The organism is Halorussus sp. MSC15.2 (assembly GCF_010747475.1).
In the GTDB taxonomy this organism is placed as follows: Archaea; Halobacteriota; Halobacteria; order Halobacteriales; family Haladaptataceae; genus Halorussus.
In genome coordinates, this window is sequence record NZ_VSLZ01000001.1 from 1032130 (window position 1) to 1051839 (window position 19710).

General features: G+C 67.4%; 17 protein-coding genes and 1 pseudogene. 15 read left to right on the plus strand and 3 right to left on the minus strand.

Going from position 1 to position 19710, the window contains the following annotated elements; all coding sequences use genetic code 11:
- Positions 1–15 precede the first annotated feature (15 nt).
- The 4 genes from FXF75_RS05435 (at position 16) to FXF75_RS05450 (ending at position 2784) form a co-directional block, all read left to right on the plus strand.
- Positions 16–669: a YIP1 family protein gene (locus FXF75_RS05435; protein ID WP_163520487.1), complete on the plus strand. Its 654-nt coding sequence runs from the start codon at positions 16–18 to the stop codon at positions 667–669.
- A 124-nt stretch (positions 670–793) separates the two neighbouring features.
- A complete protein-coding gene (locus tag FXF75_RS05440; protein WP_163520488.1) occupies positions 794–1684 on the plus strand; it encodes an alpha/beta fold hydrolase in 891 nt (296 codons plus the stop codon).
- 114 nt (positions 1685–1798) lie between these two features.
- Positions 1799–2443, plus strand: coding sequence for a helix-turn-helix domain-containing protein (locus FXF75_RS05445; protein WP_163520489.1), 645 nt, complete (start codon positions 1799–1801; stop codon positions 2441–2443).
- A gap of 77 nt (positions 2444–2520) precedes the next feature.
- Positions 2521–2784, plus strand: coding sequence for a hypothetical protein (locus FXF75_RS05450; protein ID WP_163520490.1), 264 nt, complete (start codon positions 2521–2523; stop codon positions 2782–2784).
- A gap of 64 nt (positions 2785–2848) precedes the next feature.
- Here the strand turns inward: FXF75_RS05450 and FXF75_RS05455 are convergent, their stop codons facing one another.
- Complete coding sequence (locus FXF75_RS05455; protein WP_163520491.1) at positions 2849–3244, minus strand: hypothetical protein; 396 nt, start codon at positions 3242–3244, stop codon at positions 2849–2851.
- Between the two features lie 124 nt (positions 3245–3368).
- Here FXF75_RS05455 and FXF75_RS05460 point away from each other — a divergent pair, with 124 nt between their 5' ends.
- On the plus strand, positions 3369–3620 hold the full coding sequence (locus tag FXF75_RS05460) for a hypothetical protein (protein ID WP_163520492.1): 252 nt from the start codon (positions 3369–3371) through the stop codon (positions 3618–3620).
- A 52-nt stretch (positions 3621–3672) separates the two neighbouring features.
- Positions 3673–5847 (plus strand): DHH family phosphoesterase, encoded by a 2175-nt coding sequence (locus FXF75_RS05465; protein WP_163520493.1) that lies wholly within the window; start codon positions 3673–3675, stop codon positions 5845–5847.
- An 89-nt stretch (positions 5848–5936) separates the two neighbouring features.
- Here FXF75_RS05465 and FXF75_RS05470 read toward each other — a convergent pair whose 3' ends face one another.
- A complete protein-coding gene (locus FXF75_RS05470; protein ID WP_163520494.1) occupies positions 5937–7262 on the minus strand; it encodes an MFS transporter in 1326 nt (441 codons plus the stop codon).
- A 143-nt stretch (positions 7263–7405) separates the two neighbouring features.
- Between FXF75_RS05470 and FXF75_RS05475 the strand changes: the two genes are divergently transcribed.
- The 8 genes and pseudogenes from FXF75_RS05475 (at position 7406) to rqcH (ending at position 18212) form a co-directional block, all read left to right on the plus strand.
- Positions 7406–8044, plus strand: coding sequence for a phosphoesterase (locus FXF75_RS05475; RefSeq protein ID WP_163520496.1), 639 nt, complete (start codon positions 7406–7408; stop codon positions 8042–8044).
- Positions 8045–8316: 272 nt separating this feature from the next.
- Complete coding sequence (locus FXF75_RS05480) at positions 8317–9972, plus strand: tRNA uridine(34) 5-carboxymethylaminomethyl modification radical SAM/GNAT enzyme Elp3 (protein ID WP_163520498.1); 1656 nt, start codon at positions 8317–8319, stop codon at positions 9970–9972.
- Between the two features lie 96 nt (positions 9973–10068).
- A complete protein-coding gene (locus FXF75_RS05485; protein WP_163520500.1) occupies positions 10069–10689 on the plus strand; it encodes a hypothetical protein in 621 nt (206 codons plus the stop codon).
- Positions 10686–11315: a hypothetical protein gene (locus FXF75_RS05490; protein ID WP_163520502.1), complete on the plus strand. Its 630-nt coding sequence runs from the start codon at positions 10686–10688 to the stop codon at positions 11313–11315. The genes FXF75_RS05485 and FXF75_RS05490 overlap by 4 nt, the downstream gene beginning before the upstream one ends.
- A gap of 78 nt (positions 11316–11393) precedes the next feature.
- A complete protein-coding gene (locus tag FXF75_RS05495; protein WP_163520504.1) occupies positions 11394–12263 on the plus strand; it encodes an MBL fold metallo-hydrolase in 870 nt (289 codons plus the stop codon).
- A 323-nt stretch (positions 12264–12586) separates the two neighbouring features.
- A pseudogene (locus tag FXF75_RS23260) lies at positions 12587–14283 on the plus strand (nitrite/sulfite reductase).
- Positions 14276–15973: a Coenzyme F420 hydrogenase/dehydrogenase, beta subunit C-terminal domain gene (locus FXF75_RS05505; protein ID WP_240334497.1), complete on the plus strand. Its 1698-nt coding sequence runs from the start codon at positions 14276–14278 to the stop codon at positions 15971–15973. Before FXF75_RS23260 ends, FXF75_RS05505 begins: the two are co-directional and overlap by 8 nt.
- 127 nt (positions 15974–16100) lie before the next feature.
- Positions 16101–18212, plus strand: a complete 2112-nt coding sequence (rqcH, locus tag FXF75_RS05510; protein ID WP_163520506.1) for a ribosome rescue protein RqcH — start codon at positions 16101–16103, stop codon at positions 18210–18212.
- A 26-nt stretch (positions 18213–18238) separates the two neighbouring features.
- On the opposite strand, the gene FXF75_RS05515 is transcribed toward rqcH, so the two are convergent.
- Positions 18239–18742, minus strand: a complete 504-nt coding sequence (locus tag FXF75_RS05515; protein ID WP_163520508.1) for a hypothetical protein — start codon at positions 18740–18742, stop codon at positions 18239–18241.
- A 183-nt stretch (positions 18743–18925) separates the two neighbouring features.
- Between FXF75_RS05515 and FXF75_RS05520 the strand changes: the two genes are divergently transcribed.
- Positions 18926–19666: a DUF4013 domain-containing protein gene (locus FXF75_RS05520; RefSeq protein WP_163520510.1), complete on the plus strand. Its 741-nt coding sequence runs from the start codon at positions 18926–18928 to the stop codon at positions 19664–19666.
- Positions 19667–19710: the final 44 nt, after the last annotated feature.

The following is a 19710-nucleotide window of genomic DNA, read 5'->3' on the forward strand; positions in this document are numbered from 1 at the left end:
CGAGGTGGGCGTGTCGTGACTCAGTGGGTCGAGAACCCCTCGGGCGGGCGCGACCGCGGACCCGCGGCGCTCGCTCGGGCGTGGGTCGAAGTACTCGTCAGCCCTCGGCGGTTCTTCCGGCACGGAATCGCGCCGGGCGACCAAGCACCGGGCCTCGTCTTCGCCGTGGTCGTCGTCCTCGCGGAGGAGGCGACCCGGTTCGCGCTGGTCCCCGGCGCGGCCCCGACGCTCGGCGGGCGACCCGCGCTGTCGGCGCTGTTCGGCCTCGCGCTGGTGGCGCTGTTCGTCGCGCCCGCCGTCCTGCACCTGACCGCCGCGCTCCAGACCGTCCTCCTGATGGCTACGGTGCCCGACCGCGCCGGTACCAGCGAGACGGTGCAGGTCATCGCGTACGCGACCGCGCCGTGCGTCTTCGCGGGCGTCCCGAGTCCCACGCTCCGCGCGGCCTGCGCGACGTACGGCGCGGCGCTGTTCGTCGTCGGTCTCCGCGAGGTCCACGACACTTCCGCAGTCCGGGCGCTGGTCGCGGGCGCGGTTCCGGCCGCGCTGGTCTTCGGCTACGCCTTCCGCGGGTTCGCCGCGCTCGACGAACTGGTCGTTCGGCACGCTGGCGAGGTCTGTCTCCGCCTCGCGGAACTCGGCGCGGAGGTCTGTGCACCGCTCGGTTGATGCGTCGCCTCTCTTCTGTCGCCCGACCATCACGCCCGTTCGACCGACCCGTCCCCCATATCGTATAAACCACCGCATCTATCCGGCACCACGCACACGTCTCCGACGTGAATATCTACGACCGATGGAAACGCGGGCCTCCGAATCGTCGCGTCCCGAGTCGGAACCGGACGGTGAACAGTTAGCGACGGTCGCACTGGACGACGACCGACGACTCGCGTACGCCGAATACGGCCGTTCCGACGGCGCTCCGGTCGTCTTCCTCCACGGGACGCCCGGGTCGCGCCGACTGGGCGAACTGCTCGACGCGGCCGCCCGAGAGCGCGGACTCCGAGTCCTCGCGCCGGACAGGCCCGGCTACGGTCGCTCCTCGCCGTGGCCGACTCGCTCGGTGAACGACGCCGGGGAGTTCGTCGGTGCCGTCCTCGACGACGCCGACATACAGGAGGCCGGACTGGTCGCGTTCTCCGGTGGCGGTCCGTACGCGCTGGCGACTGCGGCGACCCACCCGGAGCGAATCAGTCGGGTGGACGTCGTCGCCGGAGCCACGCCGCCGGACGTCGGCGAGGTGACGCCCGCGGTTCAGCGACTCCTCTCGGGACTGGCGGCGACGACGCCGCTCGTCCTTGGGGGACTCCTCCGGGGGCAGGCGTGGCTCGCCAGTCGCCTCGGCCCGTCGTTCGTGGTCGCGCAGTACACGACGGGCGACGCCGAGTCCGTCTCCGACGACGCCGCGGCGGTCGTCAGGGCCGACTTCGTCGAGGCGTTCGCGCGGCACCGGCGCGGTGCCGTAACCGAGTTCCGCCACGCGGCCACCGACTGGGGAGTTCGCTTCGACGACATCGAGGCGGAGGTCTGCCTCTGGCACGGCGAGAACGACGCGAACGTCCCCATCGACGGCGTCCGACGCCTCGAAGAGAGGATACCGACCGCCGAACTCCGCGCGTTCGAGGACGCCGACCACCTCGGGACGCTTCTCCGAGCAGTCCCGGACGTGCTGGCGGAACACCGATGACGCGGCCGATTTCACCGACGCGTCCGGGCGAACGCCACCTGCTGGCGCGGGCCGTAACCGAGCGAGACCACGCCGATTGATATGCGGAGGGCGCGAACAGGGCTGGAGAGCGACATGAAACGCGTCCAGTTGTCGGTCAGCTATCCGGACAGGTTCGTCCACCCCATTCAGCGCCGAATCGTGTCGGACCTGCCGATTACGCGCGCCGAGTTACTGATGTGGAGTCCGACCGAGGACGCGACGACGCTGCTCTGGTGCGACGGCGACCGGGACGCCACCGCGCAGGCCGTCGCCGACGTGGAGTCGCTGGTCGCGAGCAACTTCGTCGAGGACGCCGACGGCACCTACGCGTTCCTGCGGCAGGACGACTACGAGTTCCCGGCGGTGCTGCTCGAACTCGTCGCCGACGCGCGGGTCATCTTCCTCCCGCCGGTCACGTTCCTCGAAACGGGCGACGTGCAGTTCGAAGCCGTCGGCGAATCGGAGGCGCTCGGTGCGTTCCACGAGGAACTCTCGGCGCTCGGCGACCTCACCGTCGAACGGGTCCGCGAGTTCGAGCGGCGCGACTCGCCGTCGCGCCTCACCGACCGCCAGCGGGCGGCGCTCGACGCCGCGGTCTCGGTCGGCTACTACGACGTGCCGCGAAACGGCACGGTCGCGGACGTCGCAGACGCTCTCGACTGTTCGTCCAGTACGGCGGGGGAACTGCTGCGCAAGGCGGAGGCGGCCGTCATCTCGGACTACACCGAGACGCGCTGACGCGAATCGAGAGCAGGTGTCAGTTCCGCCGACCTCGACTCTCCCACCTATAAGACGCCCCGTATCGAACGGCCGGTATGCTCAACCTCATCCTCGACGACTTCATGGTCGAACTCAAGGACGGAGCCATCCGGAACGTCGGTCCCTCGAACAAGTCCGGCACCGCGAAACTGTTCGACGTGGAGTCGGCCGAAGCGCGGGAGTTCGGCGACAAGCGCGTGAAGATAGTCTGCGAGGACGACGACGGAAACGAGGTGCAGGTCGCGCTGTTCCCCGAGCAGGTCCGTGACATCGCCGACGACATCGAGGCGATGGAGGACGACAGTCCGGTCTTCGAGTAGCGATTCGATTCCGGACGCGGACGGGTCGAGTTTCGGGCAAGTGAACCGCCGGGACGCGTCGCGGTCACCGCCGAGTCACCGTTCCTTCCGAACCGATGTCGAACGCCAGACTGTCGCCGTCTGCATCGTCTTCGGGATAGTAATGGACGTGGTCCTCGTCGGTCATTCTCCGGTTGTTCTCGTACACGTTGTACCGGACGACGTACGGTCGAGTCTCGGCGACGTTCTCGCGCTGCGCTCGCCCCTGCGGTTCGACGTCGATGCGTTCGTCGGACGCTCGCGCCTCGGCGCGGGTCGCGTCACCGCCGCCGCGGAACAGCCCCATCTCGACCGTGTAGGGGCTATCGGTGTGGTTGAACACGACCAAATCGAGCATCGGCGACCGGGACGACTGCACCGAACAACCGGCCAGCGCGGTCGCCACGGTCGTCGCTCCGAGGAGGACTCTCCGACGTCTCACGCTCGAACCACTTCGCGCAGTCGATAAATATCTTCTCTGCGTCGTTCGTGTGACGAACGTCGTTCGTCTGGCCTCTCTGCGCTCGCCGGTCACTTTCAAGGGTCTCCGCGTTGGCGTTCAACCGATGGCACCCGACGAGGCGGACGACTCTCAGGAACGCACCGACCCGGAGAAGGCCGACCACTACCGCCACGACGACGGGACCGACGAAATCGTCTTCGCGGTCGAGGAGGGGCGCGTGCTCGCGATTCGGGAGTATCGGAGCGTCGAGGCGTTCGAGCGAGCGGTCGGGGACGCCGAGTACGTCGGCGTCCACGAGGGGGTCGCGGACCTGCCGGGAGTCGAGGCGTTCGCGAACGACGGAAGCGACGAGTAGCCCGGCCAGTTTCGACAACAGTTTTAGGCCGGGGCTATTTTGCTCGCGTATAATGGGTTCGTGTATCATCTGCGGGGCTCCTGCCGACGGCGCTATTTGCCAGAGCCACGAGCAGGACGTCCTCTTCGAGTTCACCGGCAACCACCCGAATCAACTGACGTCGGGTCGGTACTACAAAGGAACCGTCGACGGCTTCGCCGAGTTCGGCGTCTTCGTCAACGTCGGCGACCGAGTCACTGGTCTGCTCCACAAGAGCGAACTCGACCAGCGACTCGAATCGCTCGACTGGGACGAGGGCGACGAGGTGTTCGTACAGGTCACCGGCGTGCGAGACAACGGAAACGTGGACCTCGGTTGGTCCATCCGCCAGTCCGAACGCGAGTTCCGAGGGAAGCTCATCGACGACCCCGAACAGGGTGCGGTTCTCCCCGAGGACGCCGAGGCGAGCGACGACAACGACGACCAGCAAGCGACGACCGACGGCGCGGGGACGGTAGACCCTGCGACCGAGCGAGACGCAGAGTCCGACACCCGGTCGCAGACGGACTCCGCGTCCGAGTCGGAGGCGGACTCCGAGTCGGAGATAGAATCCGAATCTGAGTCCGAATCCGAATCTGAGTCCGAATCCGACGCGGAAACGACGTCCGAGCCTGAACCGGTCACCGAAGACGAATCGGAGTCCGACGAGGAGTCCCCCGCAGACTCCGGGCCGTCCCGCGTCGAAATCGATAGTCTCAGCGACCGCGTGAACGACGAGGTTCGCATCGAGGGCGAAATCGTCGGCGCGCGCCAGACCAGCGGTCCGACCGTCTTCGAGGTCCGCGACGAGACCGCGACGGTCGATTGCGCCGCGTTCGTCGAGGCGGGCGTCCGTGCCTACCCCGAAGTCGAGACGGGCGACCTCGTCCGACTCGACGGCGTCGTCGAACTCCGGAACAACGAGTTGCAGGTCGAGACCGACGACCTCGTGAAACTGGAGGGCGACGAGCGCGAGACCGTCGAGACTCGCCTCGAAGACGCGCTGCGCGCCGAGGCCCGACCCGACGACGTGGACCTGCTGGCCGACCACGAGTCGGTCACCGCGGTCCGCGACCGCATCCGCGACGCGGCCGAGGAGATTCGCCGCGCGGTCATGGAGTCCCGCCCGGTCATCGTCCGGCACAACGCCACCGCCGACGGCTACGTCGCCGGTGCGGCCATCGAGCGCGCGGTCCTGCCGCTGGTCCGCGACGAACACGCCAAGAGCGACGCCGAGTACCACTTCTTCGACCGGCGACCGCTCGAAGACGGCGACTACGACATGGCCGACGCGACCAAGGACGTGACGACGATGCTCGACAACCGGGAGCGCCACGACGAGAAACTCCCGCTGTTCGTCGTCGTCTCGGCCGGAAGCACCGAGGAGTCCGGCGACGGATTCGAACTCCTCGACATCTACGACGCTCCCCGAATCGTCGTGGACGCGACGTACCCCGACGAGGACGTGGCCGACCTCGCCGACGTGGCGGTCAACCCGTACCTCGAAGGGAGCGAGGCGGACGACCTCACCGTCGGCGTCCTCGGCGCGAACGTCGCCGCCCACGTCAACGCCGACGTGCGCGACGACATCTCGCACCTCCCGGCAGTCAGCTACTGGGAGGACACTCCCGAGGCGTACACCGACCTCGCGACCGAGGCGGGCTACGATGAGGACCACACCACCGCGCTCCGCGAGGCGGTCGCGCTGGAGGCGTACTACCAGTCCTACGAGGACAAGCGCGAACTCATCACCGACCTCCTCTTCGAGCACGAGAAGCGCGACCTCGCCGAACACGTCGGCGAGCAGTTCCGCGAGAAGCTCCAGACCGAACTCGACACCGTGGAACCGAACCTCTCGGTCCGCGGCGAGAACGGCGTCTCGTTCACCGTCCTCGACACCGAGGCGTTCACCCACCGGTTCGACTTCCCGCCGACGGCGCTCCTGCTGGACGCCATCCACCGGCAGGAACTCGGCGCGGAGGGCGCGCCCGGCGACGACCACGTCACCCTCGGCGTGGACGAAGACGAGATTCACGTCCGGAGCGACGGCCGGGTCAACGCCCGCGACATCGCCGCGGCGGCCAGCGAGACGGCCGAGAACGCGGGCATCTCGGCGAAGGGCACCCGCGACGGCGCAATCGAGTTCCTCTCGGGTGAGCGCGACGACGCGCTCGACGCCGTGGTCGGGGCCATCAGCGAGCAGTTGTAGAACGGCCGTAATCGATTCTTCTTTCGTCGGTGTTATCGCTCCGTAGCGGCGCCTCCGGTTCGGGAATCGGTCGTCGCTATCCCTCCGTCCTACCGCTCTTCCTCGGGGGCGGACGCTCCGACCGACTCCATTTCCGGCAGGTCTGCCAGCGGCACTCCCCACGCCGCGACCGCTCCGCCGCCGACTAGCACGAGCGCACCGAGCGCCGCCAGCATCGCCGGGAGCGCCGACACCGCCAGCGCGCCGGCGACGATTTTGAGCGGTGCGACCGCGACCGAACGGAGCATCGAGACGGTGCTCAGGACCGACGCCCGACCGCGCGACCGGATTTCGTCGTTGATGTGGCCGTCGGCGAGCGGTCGGGAGGTGGCCGACAGCGCCCGAAGGAGGAAGAACAGCGGGAGCGCGAGCCACGGTTCTGCAAGGACCGCGAGCAGGCCGCCCGCCGCGAGGACGGGGACGACCCGGAACCACGTCGAGACGCCGACAACCGCCTCCAGTCGGCCGGTCTGGCTCGCGGCGGCGGCCGAGACCAGCGTCAGACCCGCGTATACAGCGCCGAGTCGGGCGGGGTCGATGCCCAACACGTCCACGCTCACGGGCTGGACGAACAGGAGCGCCGACGAGACGACACCGAGGAACAGCGCGGTGTAGGCGACGAACGACCGGAGTCCCGGCCGCGCGAACTCCGTCCGGGTGACGGTGACGGCCTCCGAGACGGTGAGGTAATCGGCCGTGTCGCTCGCAGAGCGGTTCCGGCTTTCTTCGGAGACCGCTTCTCTTCTCCCGGACCTCGCCTCGTTCCCCCGCGCCCGCCGCGACGGCACGGCGGCGAGTAGCAGGACGACGCCCGCGAGTAGCGCGGCGGCGTCGAGCGCCCACGGCAGGAGGCGGCTGACGGCGTACGCTCGACTCCCGACGAGCGCCGCGCCCGCCTGCCCCGCGAGACCGAGCGCGCGGGCGTGGCCGGAGACCCGCGCGAACTCGGTCTCGGCGTCCTCGTCGGCCAGCACCTCGTAGAGCCACGCGTCCGACGCGCCCGACGAGAACGTCGCGCCGACCGCCCGGACGACCACGGCCGCGAGGAACGCCGGGAACGAGTGGGCGAGCGCGTACCCCACAGCACCGAGCGCTCCCAACGCGTTGGCGACGGCGAGACCGTTCCGGCGGCCGACGCGGTCGGCGAGGTAGCCCGTCGGAAACTCGAATCCGAGGACCGCCACGGTGTAGGTGGCCTCCAGCAGGCCGAACTGCGCCAGCGAGAGACCCCGCGACTGATAGAAGACGACGTAGATGGGCACCGTGAACGCCAGCGACCGCGAGAGGACATAACAGTAGAAGACGAGGACGGGACGCGACGGGAGGCGCTCTTCGACGGACTCGCGGATTCCTCGTCCCCGGGTACGTCTCGACATGTGGTGTGACAATTGTCACACAACGATATGAGAGTTGTTCGAGACGTGATACCATCACATTCGGTGCTTCGCGGTGGCCCTTCCACGGTCGCAGTCGCCGACTGCCACCGCGGTTTTCCCACGCGACGGCGTAGGGTCGCGGTATGAGCGCGCTCGATACGGCGATGCGGTTCTACCCCTACGTCTTCCACCCGGGCGTGATGGTCGGCGCGGGGGCGCTCGTGGTGATTCATCACGAGTGGGCGCGCAAAGACGCCGATTGGTCGGCGCTCTGGCGGCGTTTCGGCGCGTTCCTCGCCGCGGGCGTCCTCTCGCTCGCGCCGACGCTGGCGTACGTCCTCGTCACGGGTCAGGGTCTCTACGAGGTGACGAAGGGCAACGTCTGGCAGGTGGACGCGCTGGTCGGGGTCGGCGTCTTCGTCACGGCGGGCGCGACGTGGTTCGTCTGGCACCGCTACGACTGGGGGTCGCTGGTTCCGGGGTATCTGGAGGCGCTCGTCCTCGTGACGATTCCCTACGTCGCGCTCTCTCCGTTCTGGAACCTCTCTGGTCACGTCACCATGGCGCTGATGCCGACGCTCTACCTGACGCTGGTGGACCGCACGTTCTGGCCGACGCTGGCGATTCCGGTGGTCATGGTGCCGAACCGACTGTACCTGAACGCTCACACGCCGGTCCAGACGGTCGGCGCGTTTCTGCTGACCGCGGTGCTGGTCGTCGGTGCGTTCTGGATGCAGACCGGCGGGAGGTTGCGCACGGAACCCGAGTCGGCGGCGTCGTGACGCCTCCGGAAACTCCTTCGGGAGGACAAAGGGGCCGGTCGCTCGCGTTTACGTGGTCGTCTGGGCGGGCGACTATTCGGGTGAGCCGTCAGGCGAACCCGAATATCCCGGCCAGCGACCGCGAGCGACCGGGGGCTTTCTAACCTCACCCCTCCGCAAAGCCGGTGACTCTTCGAGAATTACCCTTCCCGAGATACAGCGTAGTTACACGTCGTTAGTCGCGTAGTCGTAGACGACACCCTTATCCCGCCCAACCGACCAAATACCACGTAATGAGTACCGAGACGCCGGACGCCACCGAGACCGAGGCGTTCGAGCGAGTCTGCGAGGACCTCGTCGAGCGTATCCTCGACGGTGACGTGGAGCGCGACGACCTCGAGAGCGTGAAGCTGGAAGTCTGTTCGGAGCACTCCTCGCCGAAGGTCCCCAAGAACTCGGAACTGCTCGACTACGCGCCGGACGAGCGCCGCGAGGACCTGCAGGAGGTCCTCCAGAACAAGCCCGTCCGGACCGCCTCGGGCGTCTCGCCGGTCGCCATCATGACCAGCCCGCACCAGTGCCCCCACGGCAAGTGCCTCTACTGTCCGGGCGGTCCCGGGTCGGAGTTCTCCTCCTCGCAGAGCTACACCGGCCACGAACCCGCCGCCGCGCGCGGCGTGCAGAACGATTACGACCCCTACGGGCAGGTCACGCTCCGCCTCGAACAACTGCGCGAAATCGGCCACCCCGTGGACAAGGTCGAACTCATCCTGATGGGCGGGACGATGACCGCGCGTTCCCACGACTATCAGGAGTGGTTCGTCAAGCGCGCGCTGGAGGCGATGAACGACTACGACACCGGCAAGGAACCCGACCCCGCCGAGGGTGAGAGCTTCGCGCAGGACCCCGAAGACGTGGACTTCCGCTACCTCGAAGACGTCATCGCCGAGAACGAGACGAACGACATCCGGAACATCGGGACCACCTTCGAGACCAAGCCCGACTGGTGTGACCCCGAGCAGATAGACCGGATGCTCGACCTCGGCGGCACGAAGGTCGAGGTGGGCGTCCAGACCACCTACGAGCGCATCAACCGCGAGATGCACCGCGGCCACGGCGTACAGGCCTCCATCGACGCCAATCGCCGCCTGCGCGACGCCGCGTTCAAGGTCGGCTTCCACATGATGCCCGGCCAACCCGGGATGAGCCAAGAGATGTGTCTGGAGGACTTCCGCCGCCTGTTCGAGGACGAGAAGTGGAAGCCCGACTACCTCAAAATCTACCCGACGCTCGTGGTCCGGGGCACCGCGACCTACGACTGGTGGCACCGCGACGAGTACGAACCGCTCCAGAACGAGGAGGCCGCCGAACTCGTCGCCGAAATCAAGTCGATGATTCCGAAGTACACCCGCCTCCAGCGCGTCCAACGGGACATCCCCGCGGACTTCATCGACGCCGGGGTGTGGAAGTCGAACCTCCGCCAACTCGCCCGCCAGAAGATGGAGGACCACGGCTGGACCTGCGACTGCATCCGGTGTCGCGAGGTGGGGATGAACGACGAGGACCCCGAGAACGTCGAGTTGGACGTGATGACCTACGAGGCCGCCGGGGGAACCGAACACTTCATCAGCTACGAGGACCCCGACAAGGACCTCCTGATAGGATTCTGTCGCCTCCGCGAACCCGGAAACCCGGTCCGGCGCGAACTCGAAAACGCCGCGCTCGTCCGCGAACTCCACGTCTACGGCCCGATGGTCGAAGTCGGCGACCAGAGCCACGACTGGCAGCACAAGGGGTACGGGAAGAGGCTCCTCCGCAAGGCCGAGGAGATGGCCGGAGACGCGGGCTACGACAAGGTCAGCGTCATCTCGGGCATCGGCGCGCGGGAGTACTACCGCGAGAAACTCGGCTACCATCAGGACGGCCCGTACGTCAGCAAGCGACTGTGAACGCCGAGGCGGACGACTCTACCGGTTCCACCACCGGGAGTACCGGCGATTTTATACGTCTGCTGTCTCGTTATCGGTCATACCCGTGAGTAAGAGATGAGCAACGCACCCCCCGCGGAGGAGTCGCAGGATATCCTCGAACGACTGTTCCGTAGCGGTCGCACGAACGCCCTCCTCGCGTGGTTTCTGGTCGGCGTGCTCGCGCTGGTGTTCGTCGAGAGCGTACTGGACTTCGACCTCCTGTGGATGGCGTTCGTCGCTGCGGCGGGCCTCCTCGTCCTCGTTCCGCCGCTCGCGTACCGCGACTGGCGCGTGATGCTGCCGTGGGAGTTGCTCGCGCTGGCGCTCCTGCCGATTCTCGTCCGCGGACTGTTCGGGGGCGAACTCAGCCTGTTCGCGTACTACCTCTCTGTCGCCGGACTCGCGCTGGTCGTGACCGTGGAACTCCACATGTTCACGACGCTGAACGTGACCCACTGGTTCGCGGTCGTGTTCGTCGTCATGACCACGATGGGGTCGGTCGCGGCGTGGGCCATCGTCCGGTGGAACCTCGACCGGACGTTCGGCACGTCGTACCTCTCGTCGAACGACGCGCTGATGACCGAGTTCGTCTGGGTGACGGCGGCCGGGTTCGCGGCGGGCGTCCTGTTCGACGCGTACTTCAGGCGACGCGACCGTCAACTCTGGCGGGCCATCAACTGGGTGATTCGCCGATGATGCTCCTCCCCCGCCCCTCGACGGTGAACCAGCGACGAATCACGCGAGCCATGCAGGCCGTGTTGCTCGCCGTCGTCGTCTACGGCGTCGCCGCCGGCCAACCGAAGGCCATCGTCAACGGGAGCATCGCGCTCCTGATAACGACGCTGCCCGCGGTCCTCGAACGCAACTACGAGATTCCGCTGGACCCGTGGCTCGGGTTGTGGATAACGACCGCCGTCTTCCTCCACACGCTCGGGTCGGCCGGACTGTACGCACAGATAGGCTGGTGGGACCACCTCACCCACGCCTTCTCGGCGTCGCTGGCCGCGGCGGCCGGGTACATCACCGCCCGGTCGCTCGACCTCCACAGCGACGACATCAGCATCCCGGCCCGGTTCGCGTTCGTCTACATCCTCGTGGTCGTGCTCTCGTTCGGCGTCGTCTGGGAACTGTTCGAGTTCGCGCTGGACGTGGCGGCCGACGAGACCGGTCTCACGATGCCGCTGGCCCAGCACGGACTCGACGACACCATCCGGGACCTGATGTTCAACTCGCTGGGTGCGCTGATGGTCGCGTTCTTCGGACAGGTCCACCTCACCGGCGTCGCCGAGACGATACGAGAGGAGTTGTTCGCGCCGGAGTAACCCTCCCGCGGAACGGAGCGGGTGACGGCGCGCCCTCCCCGCCACTGTTCATTTACTCGCGGACGCGGTAGCGAACGCATGGAACTCACGCTGCTCGGGTCGGGCGGCGACTCCCAGACGCCGATGCCGACCTGCGACTGCCGGGTCTGCGAACCCGCCCGCGAGGAGGGCCTGCCCCACGCCAGATACGGGAACTCCACGCTCGTTCGCGACGCCGACGCCCTCGTGGACGCGCCCGAGTCCATCTGGGCGATGCTCAACCGCGAGCGAGTGATGGACCTCGACTACATCTTCGTCTCGCACCACCACGTGGACCACGTCGGCGGCCTGCGCGTCGTGCAGGCCATCGGGCGACCCGACTTCCCCCTCGAAGACTGGGACAACGAGGACCCCGTGACCGTGGTGATGAGCGAGACGACGTACGACCGCGTCGCCGAGTCGCTCGACATCGAGTCCCAGTACGACGACCGGGGCTACGCCGACTTCGAACTCGTGAGCGACGGCGAGCGGATGGCGCTCGGCGGCGGCGTCGAGGTGACGGGAATCGGCGCACCCCTCGACCCCGACGGACCGGCGGACGCCGCGATGAGCTACTGCTTCGAGAGGGACGGCGAGCGCGTCCTGATTTCGCCGGACGAGACGACGTTCCTCGACCTCTCGAAGGTCCCCGACGACCTCGACCTGTGGGTCAAGGAGTGTGGCATGTTCCGGGAGACGGGCGACGGCGAACCCATCATGACCGAGGAGTTGTGGGCCGAGGAGCGCGAGAGCCAGACTACCTTCGAACAGACGCTCGAACAGGTCCGGACCGTCGAACCCGACCGAACCGTCCTGACCGAAATCGAGGAGATATACCGCCGCCGCCCCGACGAGTACGCCGAACTCGCCGCACAGTACGATGACCTCGGCGTCGAGTTCGGTCGCGACGGCATGGCGATAGCGGTTTGACTCACCAGTCGGTCCGTCGCGGCGACTCGGCAGTCGTCTTCGTTCCGTTCCACCGCATCGACTCGGCAGTCCTCCGTCACGCGGGCGACTTCGGTCGAGGCGATTCTCTCTGGAACCTCCGACGAGCGACTGCGTCCCCCGGTATCGTCGGTGGGTCGCTCGGCGGCGTGAGATAGGAACCAGCAAATACGGCCGGTAGTCCGTGGCCGCGCTAGTACTCGCCGAAACGCGACCTTAGTAACCCGTGGCGAGCGTTCCGTTCGACGAACGCCCTCGATATACGTTAGCACCCCACGGTGCGACGCGAGGGACGGAGACCATCCATGAACACGGTCGAACAACTGAAACAGCGCAAGCATCCGCTGGACGTTCTCGACGACGTGGAGACGTACGCCGCGGAGGGGTTGTCGTTCGACGAAATCGAGGACCGGGAGGGCGAAGGCGAGTGGGAACGGCTGAAGTGGGCCGGACTGTACACCCACGGGACCCACCGGGGGTACTTCATGCTCCGGACGAAGGTCCCCGGCGGCCGACTCACGCCCGAACAGGCCGAGGTCGTGGGCGAAGTCGCCGACGAGTACGCCACGGCACCCGAGGAACACGGCGGCGCGGCGCAGAACGACCTCTGGGGCGACGCGTTCCTCGACCTCACCACCCGGCAGGACGTCCAGATGCACTGGATAGAGATAGCGGACGTCCCGGAGATATGGGACCGCTACGACGAGGTCGGACTGACCACCGTACAGGGGTGTGGCGATTCGGCCCGGAACGTGCTGGGCTGTCCGGTCGCCGGCGTGAGCGACCACGAGTGCTTCGACGCTCAGCCGGTGGTAGACGCCGTCTCGGAGTTCTTCACGGGCAACCGCGAGTACGCCAACCTCCCCCGGAAGTTCAAGCTGACCGTCACCGGCTGTCGGGCGACTGCGCGCAGTCCCAGATAAACGACGTGGGGCTGACCCCGGCGCGACGCACTGTCGATGGCACCGACTGCTACGGCTTTCACGTCCGGGTCGGCGGCGGCCTCTCGGACGGGCCGCGCATGGCCTCGCCGCTCGACGTGTTCGTTCCGCCAGCGGACGCCGTGGAGTTCTGCCGGGCGGTCGCCCAGACGTTCAAGGAGTTGGGCGACCGGCACAACCGCGGCGTCTGCCGGATGCGGTACCTCGTCGAGCAACTGGGTGCCGAGACGTTCGAGCGCGCCGTCCGCGAGCGATGCACGGTGGACCTCCCGACCCGCGGCGAGGACCTGACCGAGGGGTACACCGGCGACCACGTCGGCGTCCACGACCAGACGCAGGAGGGCCTGCAGTACGTCGGATTCAACGTCGTCGGCGGGCGGATGGGCGGCGACGAGTTCGCCGAGATGGCGCGGGCCGCCCGCGAGTTCGGAACGGAGGACACGACGGTCAGGCTCGCGACCGACCAGAACTTCCTCGTCACCCACGTCCCCGAGGAGAACGTGGACGACCTGCTCGCCGAACCGTTCGCCGCGGACTACCAGCCCGACCCCGGCCCGTTCTCGCGGGGCGCGGTCGGCTGTACCGGCAGCGAGTTCTGCAACTACGGTATCATCGAGACCAAGAAGCGCGTCAAACGCTGGGCGCGGGAACTCGACGAGCGAATCGACACTCCCGACGGTCTCGACGTGGTCCGGATGCACATGTCGGGCTGTTCGGCCTCGTGCGCCCAGCCCCAGATTGCGGACGTCGGCTTTCGGGGCGAGACGGTCCAACTCGACGCGGACGGCGACGGCGACGCCGACGACATCGTCGAGGGGATGGACTTCGGCCTCGGCGGCAGCCTCGGGGCAGACAACGAGTTCCTCGACTGGGTCGAGACCGCGGTCCCGGCCGACGCGGTGATTCCGGCGCTCGAAGAGCTGTTCGCGGCCTACGACGAGGAGCGGACGGGCGGCGAGCGATTCTACGAGTGGACCCGGCGAGTCGAGAACGACCGCCTCCGGTCCATCATGCGGGGAGCCGACGCCGACGTCGCCGGAGGTGTCGCCGCCGATGACTGACGACCGCGAGACGCGCCGGGACTCCACCGACGGCGACGAGGAACCAGTCCCGGGCGTCCCCGACGTCGATACGGAGACCGACGCCGACCGGACAGTCCCTCGCGCGGAGGGCGTCCGGACTCACCGGCCGGCGACCGAACACGGGACGATTCCGGGCGACCGAATCGGCCCCGCAGACGAGTCCCGACCGTACGCCTCTCGCGGTGATGACGGCGGGGGTGGGCCGGTCGCCGATGGTGGCTCCGTGAGGAGTTCGAGCGAAGACCCGTCAGAACTCGCCTCCGACGGCGTTGCCGGGAGCACAACGACCGGCGGCTCGTCGGAGCTTTGCTCCGACGGCGGAACGACGCCCGCGAACGTGGACGCCGACGGCAACCTCGGCGACGTGGAGTTCACGCCGCCCGCCGAGGGAGCGAGTCAGGACGTCGAGAACGGCGACCCGACCGAGCGCGTGGGCGTCCCCGACGACGCGGACCTCGACACGCCGGGGTACGGCATCCGCGCGGAGATGAACGACATCGAGACGCCCGACGACAAGACGTGGTTCATGGAACTCGACGAGGCGGTCGTCGAGGAGGACCGGTGCATCCAGTGTGGCACCTGCGTGGCCGCCTGTCCCTCGGACTCCATCGGCATCGGCGACGACGACCTCCCGGAACTCGTGAAGATGTGTACCGGCTGTTCGCTCTGCTGGGACTTCTGCCCGCGGGGCGGTCTCCGGTACGAGCGCCAGTGGAAGATAACCGGCGGCGAGGACAACGTGTCGGGCGCGGGCGACCCCATCACCGAGTTCTCCGCGCGCGTCGAGGACGACTGGCGCGAGGGCGCACAGGACGGCGGCGTGGTCACGTCGGTCCTGAGCCACCTGCTCGACGCCGGTGAGATAGACGGCGCGCTGATAGCGACCGAGTCAGACGACGAGTCGTGGAAGGCCGAGAGCTTCCTCGCCACGACTCGCGAGGAACTGGTCGCCAACGCCGGGAGCTTCTACAACCAGACGATGGCGCTGGGGAACCTCGACCTCGCGCAGTGGGAACACAAACTCCCGGACGAGGACCCCGAGGACCTGAGTCTCGCGCTCGTGGGGACGCCCTGCGAAATCGAAGGCGTCCGCGCGCTGTCGGACTTCGAGTGGGATTACCAGTCCCAGAACGCCATGGTCCGGGCGGTCGAGTACACCGTCGCGCTGATGTGTACGAAGAACTTCAACCACCGGCGTCTCGTCGGCGAGCAGTTGGAGACCAAACGCGGTATCTCGCCGGACGACATCGGCAAACTCGACGTGATAGCGGGCGAGATGCGAGTCTACGACCGCGACGGCGAGCAGGTGCTGGCCGAGGACATCGAGAACTTCCACGACGCCGCGCTGAAGGGCTGTGACGAGTGCGCCGACTTCACGGGCTACTGCGCCGACCTCACGGTCGGGTCGGTGGGTAGCTCCGACGAGTACTCGTCGGTCATCGTCCGGACAGAGGCGGGCCTGACGGCGTGGGAACTGACCGAACCCGACCTCGACTACCACGACCTCGAAGACCGCAGCGCGGTCGGCGGACTACAGAATTGGGACAAGAAGAAGGCCTTCGAGTCGCTGGAGCGGCCCTTCGACCCGGACGCGCCGCGGTTCATCGATTACGAGGACCACGCCGAGAACTACGGGACCGAACGCAATCCTCACGAGGCCGACCACTGAGCGACACCCGGCGAGACCGACCGTCGAACGACTTCGGAAACGACGCCGACCGGTTCGGTGGCTGGGACCGCGCTGGCCGAAGTATCGTAACGATACGCCTTTCCCCGCCGATAGAGAACACGTATCCATGGACCAGAAGCGGGAACTGTCGAGCATCGACCTCGCCGCCGTCGTCGCGGAACTCGGCGCGTACGAGGGCGCGAAGCTCGACAAGGCGTATCTCTACGACGACGACCTCTTGCGGCTCAAGATGCGGGACTTCGACCGCGGTCGGGTCGAACTCCTCGTGGAAGTCGGCGACCTGAAGCGCGCCCACGTCTCCGCGCCGGAGAACGTCCCCGACGCGCCCGGCCGACCGCCGAACTTCGCCATGATGCTCCGGAACCGACTGTCGGGCGCGGACTTCGCCGGCGTCGAACAGTACGGCTTCGACCGCATCCTCCAGTTCCACTTCGAGCGCGGCGACGAGGACACCACTATCGTCGCCGAACTGTTCGGGCAGGGCAACCTCGCGGTGCTGGACGAGAACAACGAGGTCGTGGACAGCCTCGACACCGTGCGTCTCAAGTCTCGGACGGTCGCGCCGGGGAGCCAGTACGAGTTCCCCGACGAGCGCGTCAACCCCCTCGAAGTCGATTACGAGACGCTGGCGGCCCACATGGAGGAGTCCGACACCGACCTCGTGCGCACGCTCGCCACCCAACTCAACTTCGGCGGTCTCTACGCCGAGGAGGTCTGCACCCGCGCGGGCGTCGAGAAGTCCACCGACATCGACGAGGCCGACGAGGACGACTACGAGGCCATCTACGACGCCATCCAGCGCCTCGCCGACCCGGTCCGGACCGGGGAGTTCGAACCCCGCGTCTACCGCGAGGACGACCGCCTCGTGGACGTGACGCCGTTCGCGCTCGAAGAGTACGCCGACCTCGACTCGGAGGCCTTCGACACGTTCAACGAGGCGGTGGACTTCTACTTCACGAACGTGGACTTCGAGGGCGAGGACGCCGCCGACCAGAGCGTCGGCGACCAGCGACCCGACTTCGAGGCCGAAATCGAGAAACACCAGCGCATCATCGAACAGCAGGAGCAGGCCATCGAGGGGTTCGAGGAGCAGGCCGAGGCCGAGCGAGAGAAGGCCGAGCGCCTCTATGGCCACTACGGACTCGCCGACGAGATTCTCACCACCGTCCAGAACGCGCTGGACGAGGACACCTCGTGGGAGGAGATTGAGACCCGATTCGAGGAGGGGGCCGAACAGGGCATCGAGGCCGCCGAGGCCGTCCAGAGCGTGAACTCCGAGGAGGGGATGGTCACGGTCGAAATCGACGGGACGCCGGTCCCGCTCGACGCCTCGATGGGCGTCGAGAAGAACGCCGACCGGCTCTACACCGAGGCCAAGCGCATCGAGGAGAAGAAGGAGGGCGCGATGGCCGCCATCGAGAACACCCGCGAGGACCTCGAAGCGGCCAAACGCCGCAAGGAGGAGTGGGAGGCCGACACCGCCGAGTCAGACGACGACGAGGACGGCGAGGAGGACGCCGAGGACGTGGACTGGCTCTCCCGACCCTCGATTCCGATTCGCAAGCAGGAGCAGTGGTACGAGCGATTCCGGTGGTTCCGGACGAGCGACGACTTCCTCGTCATCGGCGGCCGCAACGCCGACCAGAACGAGGAGTTGGTCCAGAAGTACCTCGACGGCAACGACCTGTTCTTCCACGCGCAGGCCCACGGCGGTCCGGTGACGATTCTGAAGACCTCCGACCCCAGCGAACCCTCCCGCGACGTGGACGTTCCCGACCGGAGCAAGCAGGAGGCCGCCCAGTTCGCGGTGTCGTACTCGTCGGTCTGGAAGGACAGTCGGTTCACGGGAGACGCCTATGTGGTGACCCCCGACCAAGTGAGCAAGACGCCCGAGAGCGGCGAGTACCTCGAAAAAGGCGGGTTCGCAATCCGGGGCGACCGCACCTACTTCCGCGACGTGGCGGTGGGGGTCGCGGTCGGTATCGCCTGCGAACCCCACACCCGCGTCCTCGGCGGTCCGCCCTCCGCCATCGTCCCGCAGGTCGAGACCCACGTCGAGGTCGAACCCGGCCGGTACGCCCAGAACGACATCGCCAAGCGCATCTACCGGGAGTTCCGCGAGCGGTTCGCCGACACCTCGTTCGTCCGGAAGGTGGCGAGTCCCGACCTCATTCAGGAGTTCCTACCGCCGGGCGGAAGTCGGATGCAAGAGGAGTAGACGCGGCCGGAGACCGATTTCGGCGTCTACGTCCCGTCGTCGCCACCGAACGTGAATCGACCGGCGTTCTGCGTGCTACTGACTCCCCACGAGAACTCGCCGGAGTCGTACACGGTTCCGGATAAGAAGAATCCGTGTTCACGGTCGGGCGGCGCGGGATGGAACACGGTCTCGCCCGCGTGGTCCGACGGTTCGCGTCCGTCAACCGTGAACTCGACACCGTACCACACGGACTCCGTGAAGACGCTCTCGTAGGTCCGGCGCGAGTCGGGTTCCGCGGTCGCCGACGCGCTCAAGTTCCGTTGTTCAGGAGTAACGGCAACGTCTCCTTCGGGTGAATTACGTCCTCCGGGTCGCGCTCCCACGCCGGTCACCCGGACCGAAATCGAATGCGGGAGCGTATCGTCGTTTCGGAACCGGAGACTCCCCGCTGGCGGTTCGTCCGACCCGAGGACCGAACACCCCGCGAGTCCGCCCAATGCAACCGTCCCGAGAGAACCGAGAAAGATACGTCGCTCCGTGGAGGGCATAGCGATTGCTCGCACTTCGAACGAATAAGAGTTAATATATTGAGTGGTTCGGTCGAACTCCTCTCTGGTCCGGAATATCCGCCGCTGCGCTATGTCTCGTCACGCAACAATTAAGCCAGTAGCGCACCTCTCTGAGGTAAGCAAGTCGGCTTCTTCGTCGAAGCGCCTGCCCCGGAGACGACCGTGTTCGAAACAGCACTCAGATACCCCGTAGACGGCGACGATAGAATCGAGACGATAGTAATCGGTGGGCTACTCACCCTGTTCTCGTGGCTCCTGATTCCGGCGGTGTTCGTCGCTGGCTACCTCCAGCGCGTCCTCGCCCGGACGACAGCGGACGACCGCGCGCCGTCGTTCGACGACTGGGGTGACCTGTTCGGGGAGGGCCTGAAGGCCGTCGCCGTCACGCTGGCGTACTTCGCGGTTCCGGTGGTGTTGCTGACCGCGGTCCTCGGCAGCGTCATCTTCGCCTTCGAGACGACGACGGTCGTCGAGACGGGGACGACCGTGGCCGAACCGGCCGCGCCCGGCGGAGCGAACAACCTCGGCGTGGTGGTGGTTCTCGTCGGGTTCGCGCTCGCCGTCGTCGCGTCGCTGGCCGCTTCCTACGCCCTGCCCGCCGCACTCGCTCGACTCGCCGTCGAGGGCCGCCTCGGCGCGGCGTTCGAGTTCCGCAGACTCGCGGGCGTCCTCACCGACCGGTCGTACGCCATCGGCTGGCTGGTCGCGTTCGTCGTCCTCGCGGTCGGCGGTGCGCTCGTCGGCGGACTCGCGTCGATACCACTCGTCGGGTGGGCGCTGGTCCCGTTCGCGAGCTTCTACCTGAACGTCGTCGCGTTCGCGCTCTACGGGCAGGGCTACCGCGACGCGACCCGGACTGACCGCCGCGAAACCGCGGACGGCGACCGGCGCACGTCGGCGTGAACTCGGTCGCGACGCCGAGTAGCCAGACCTAACTTTTCGCGTCG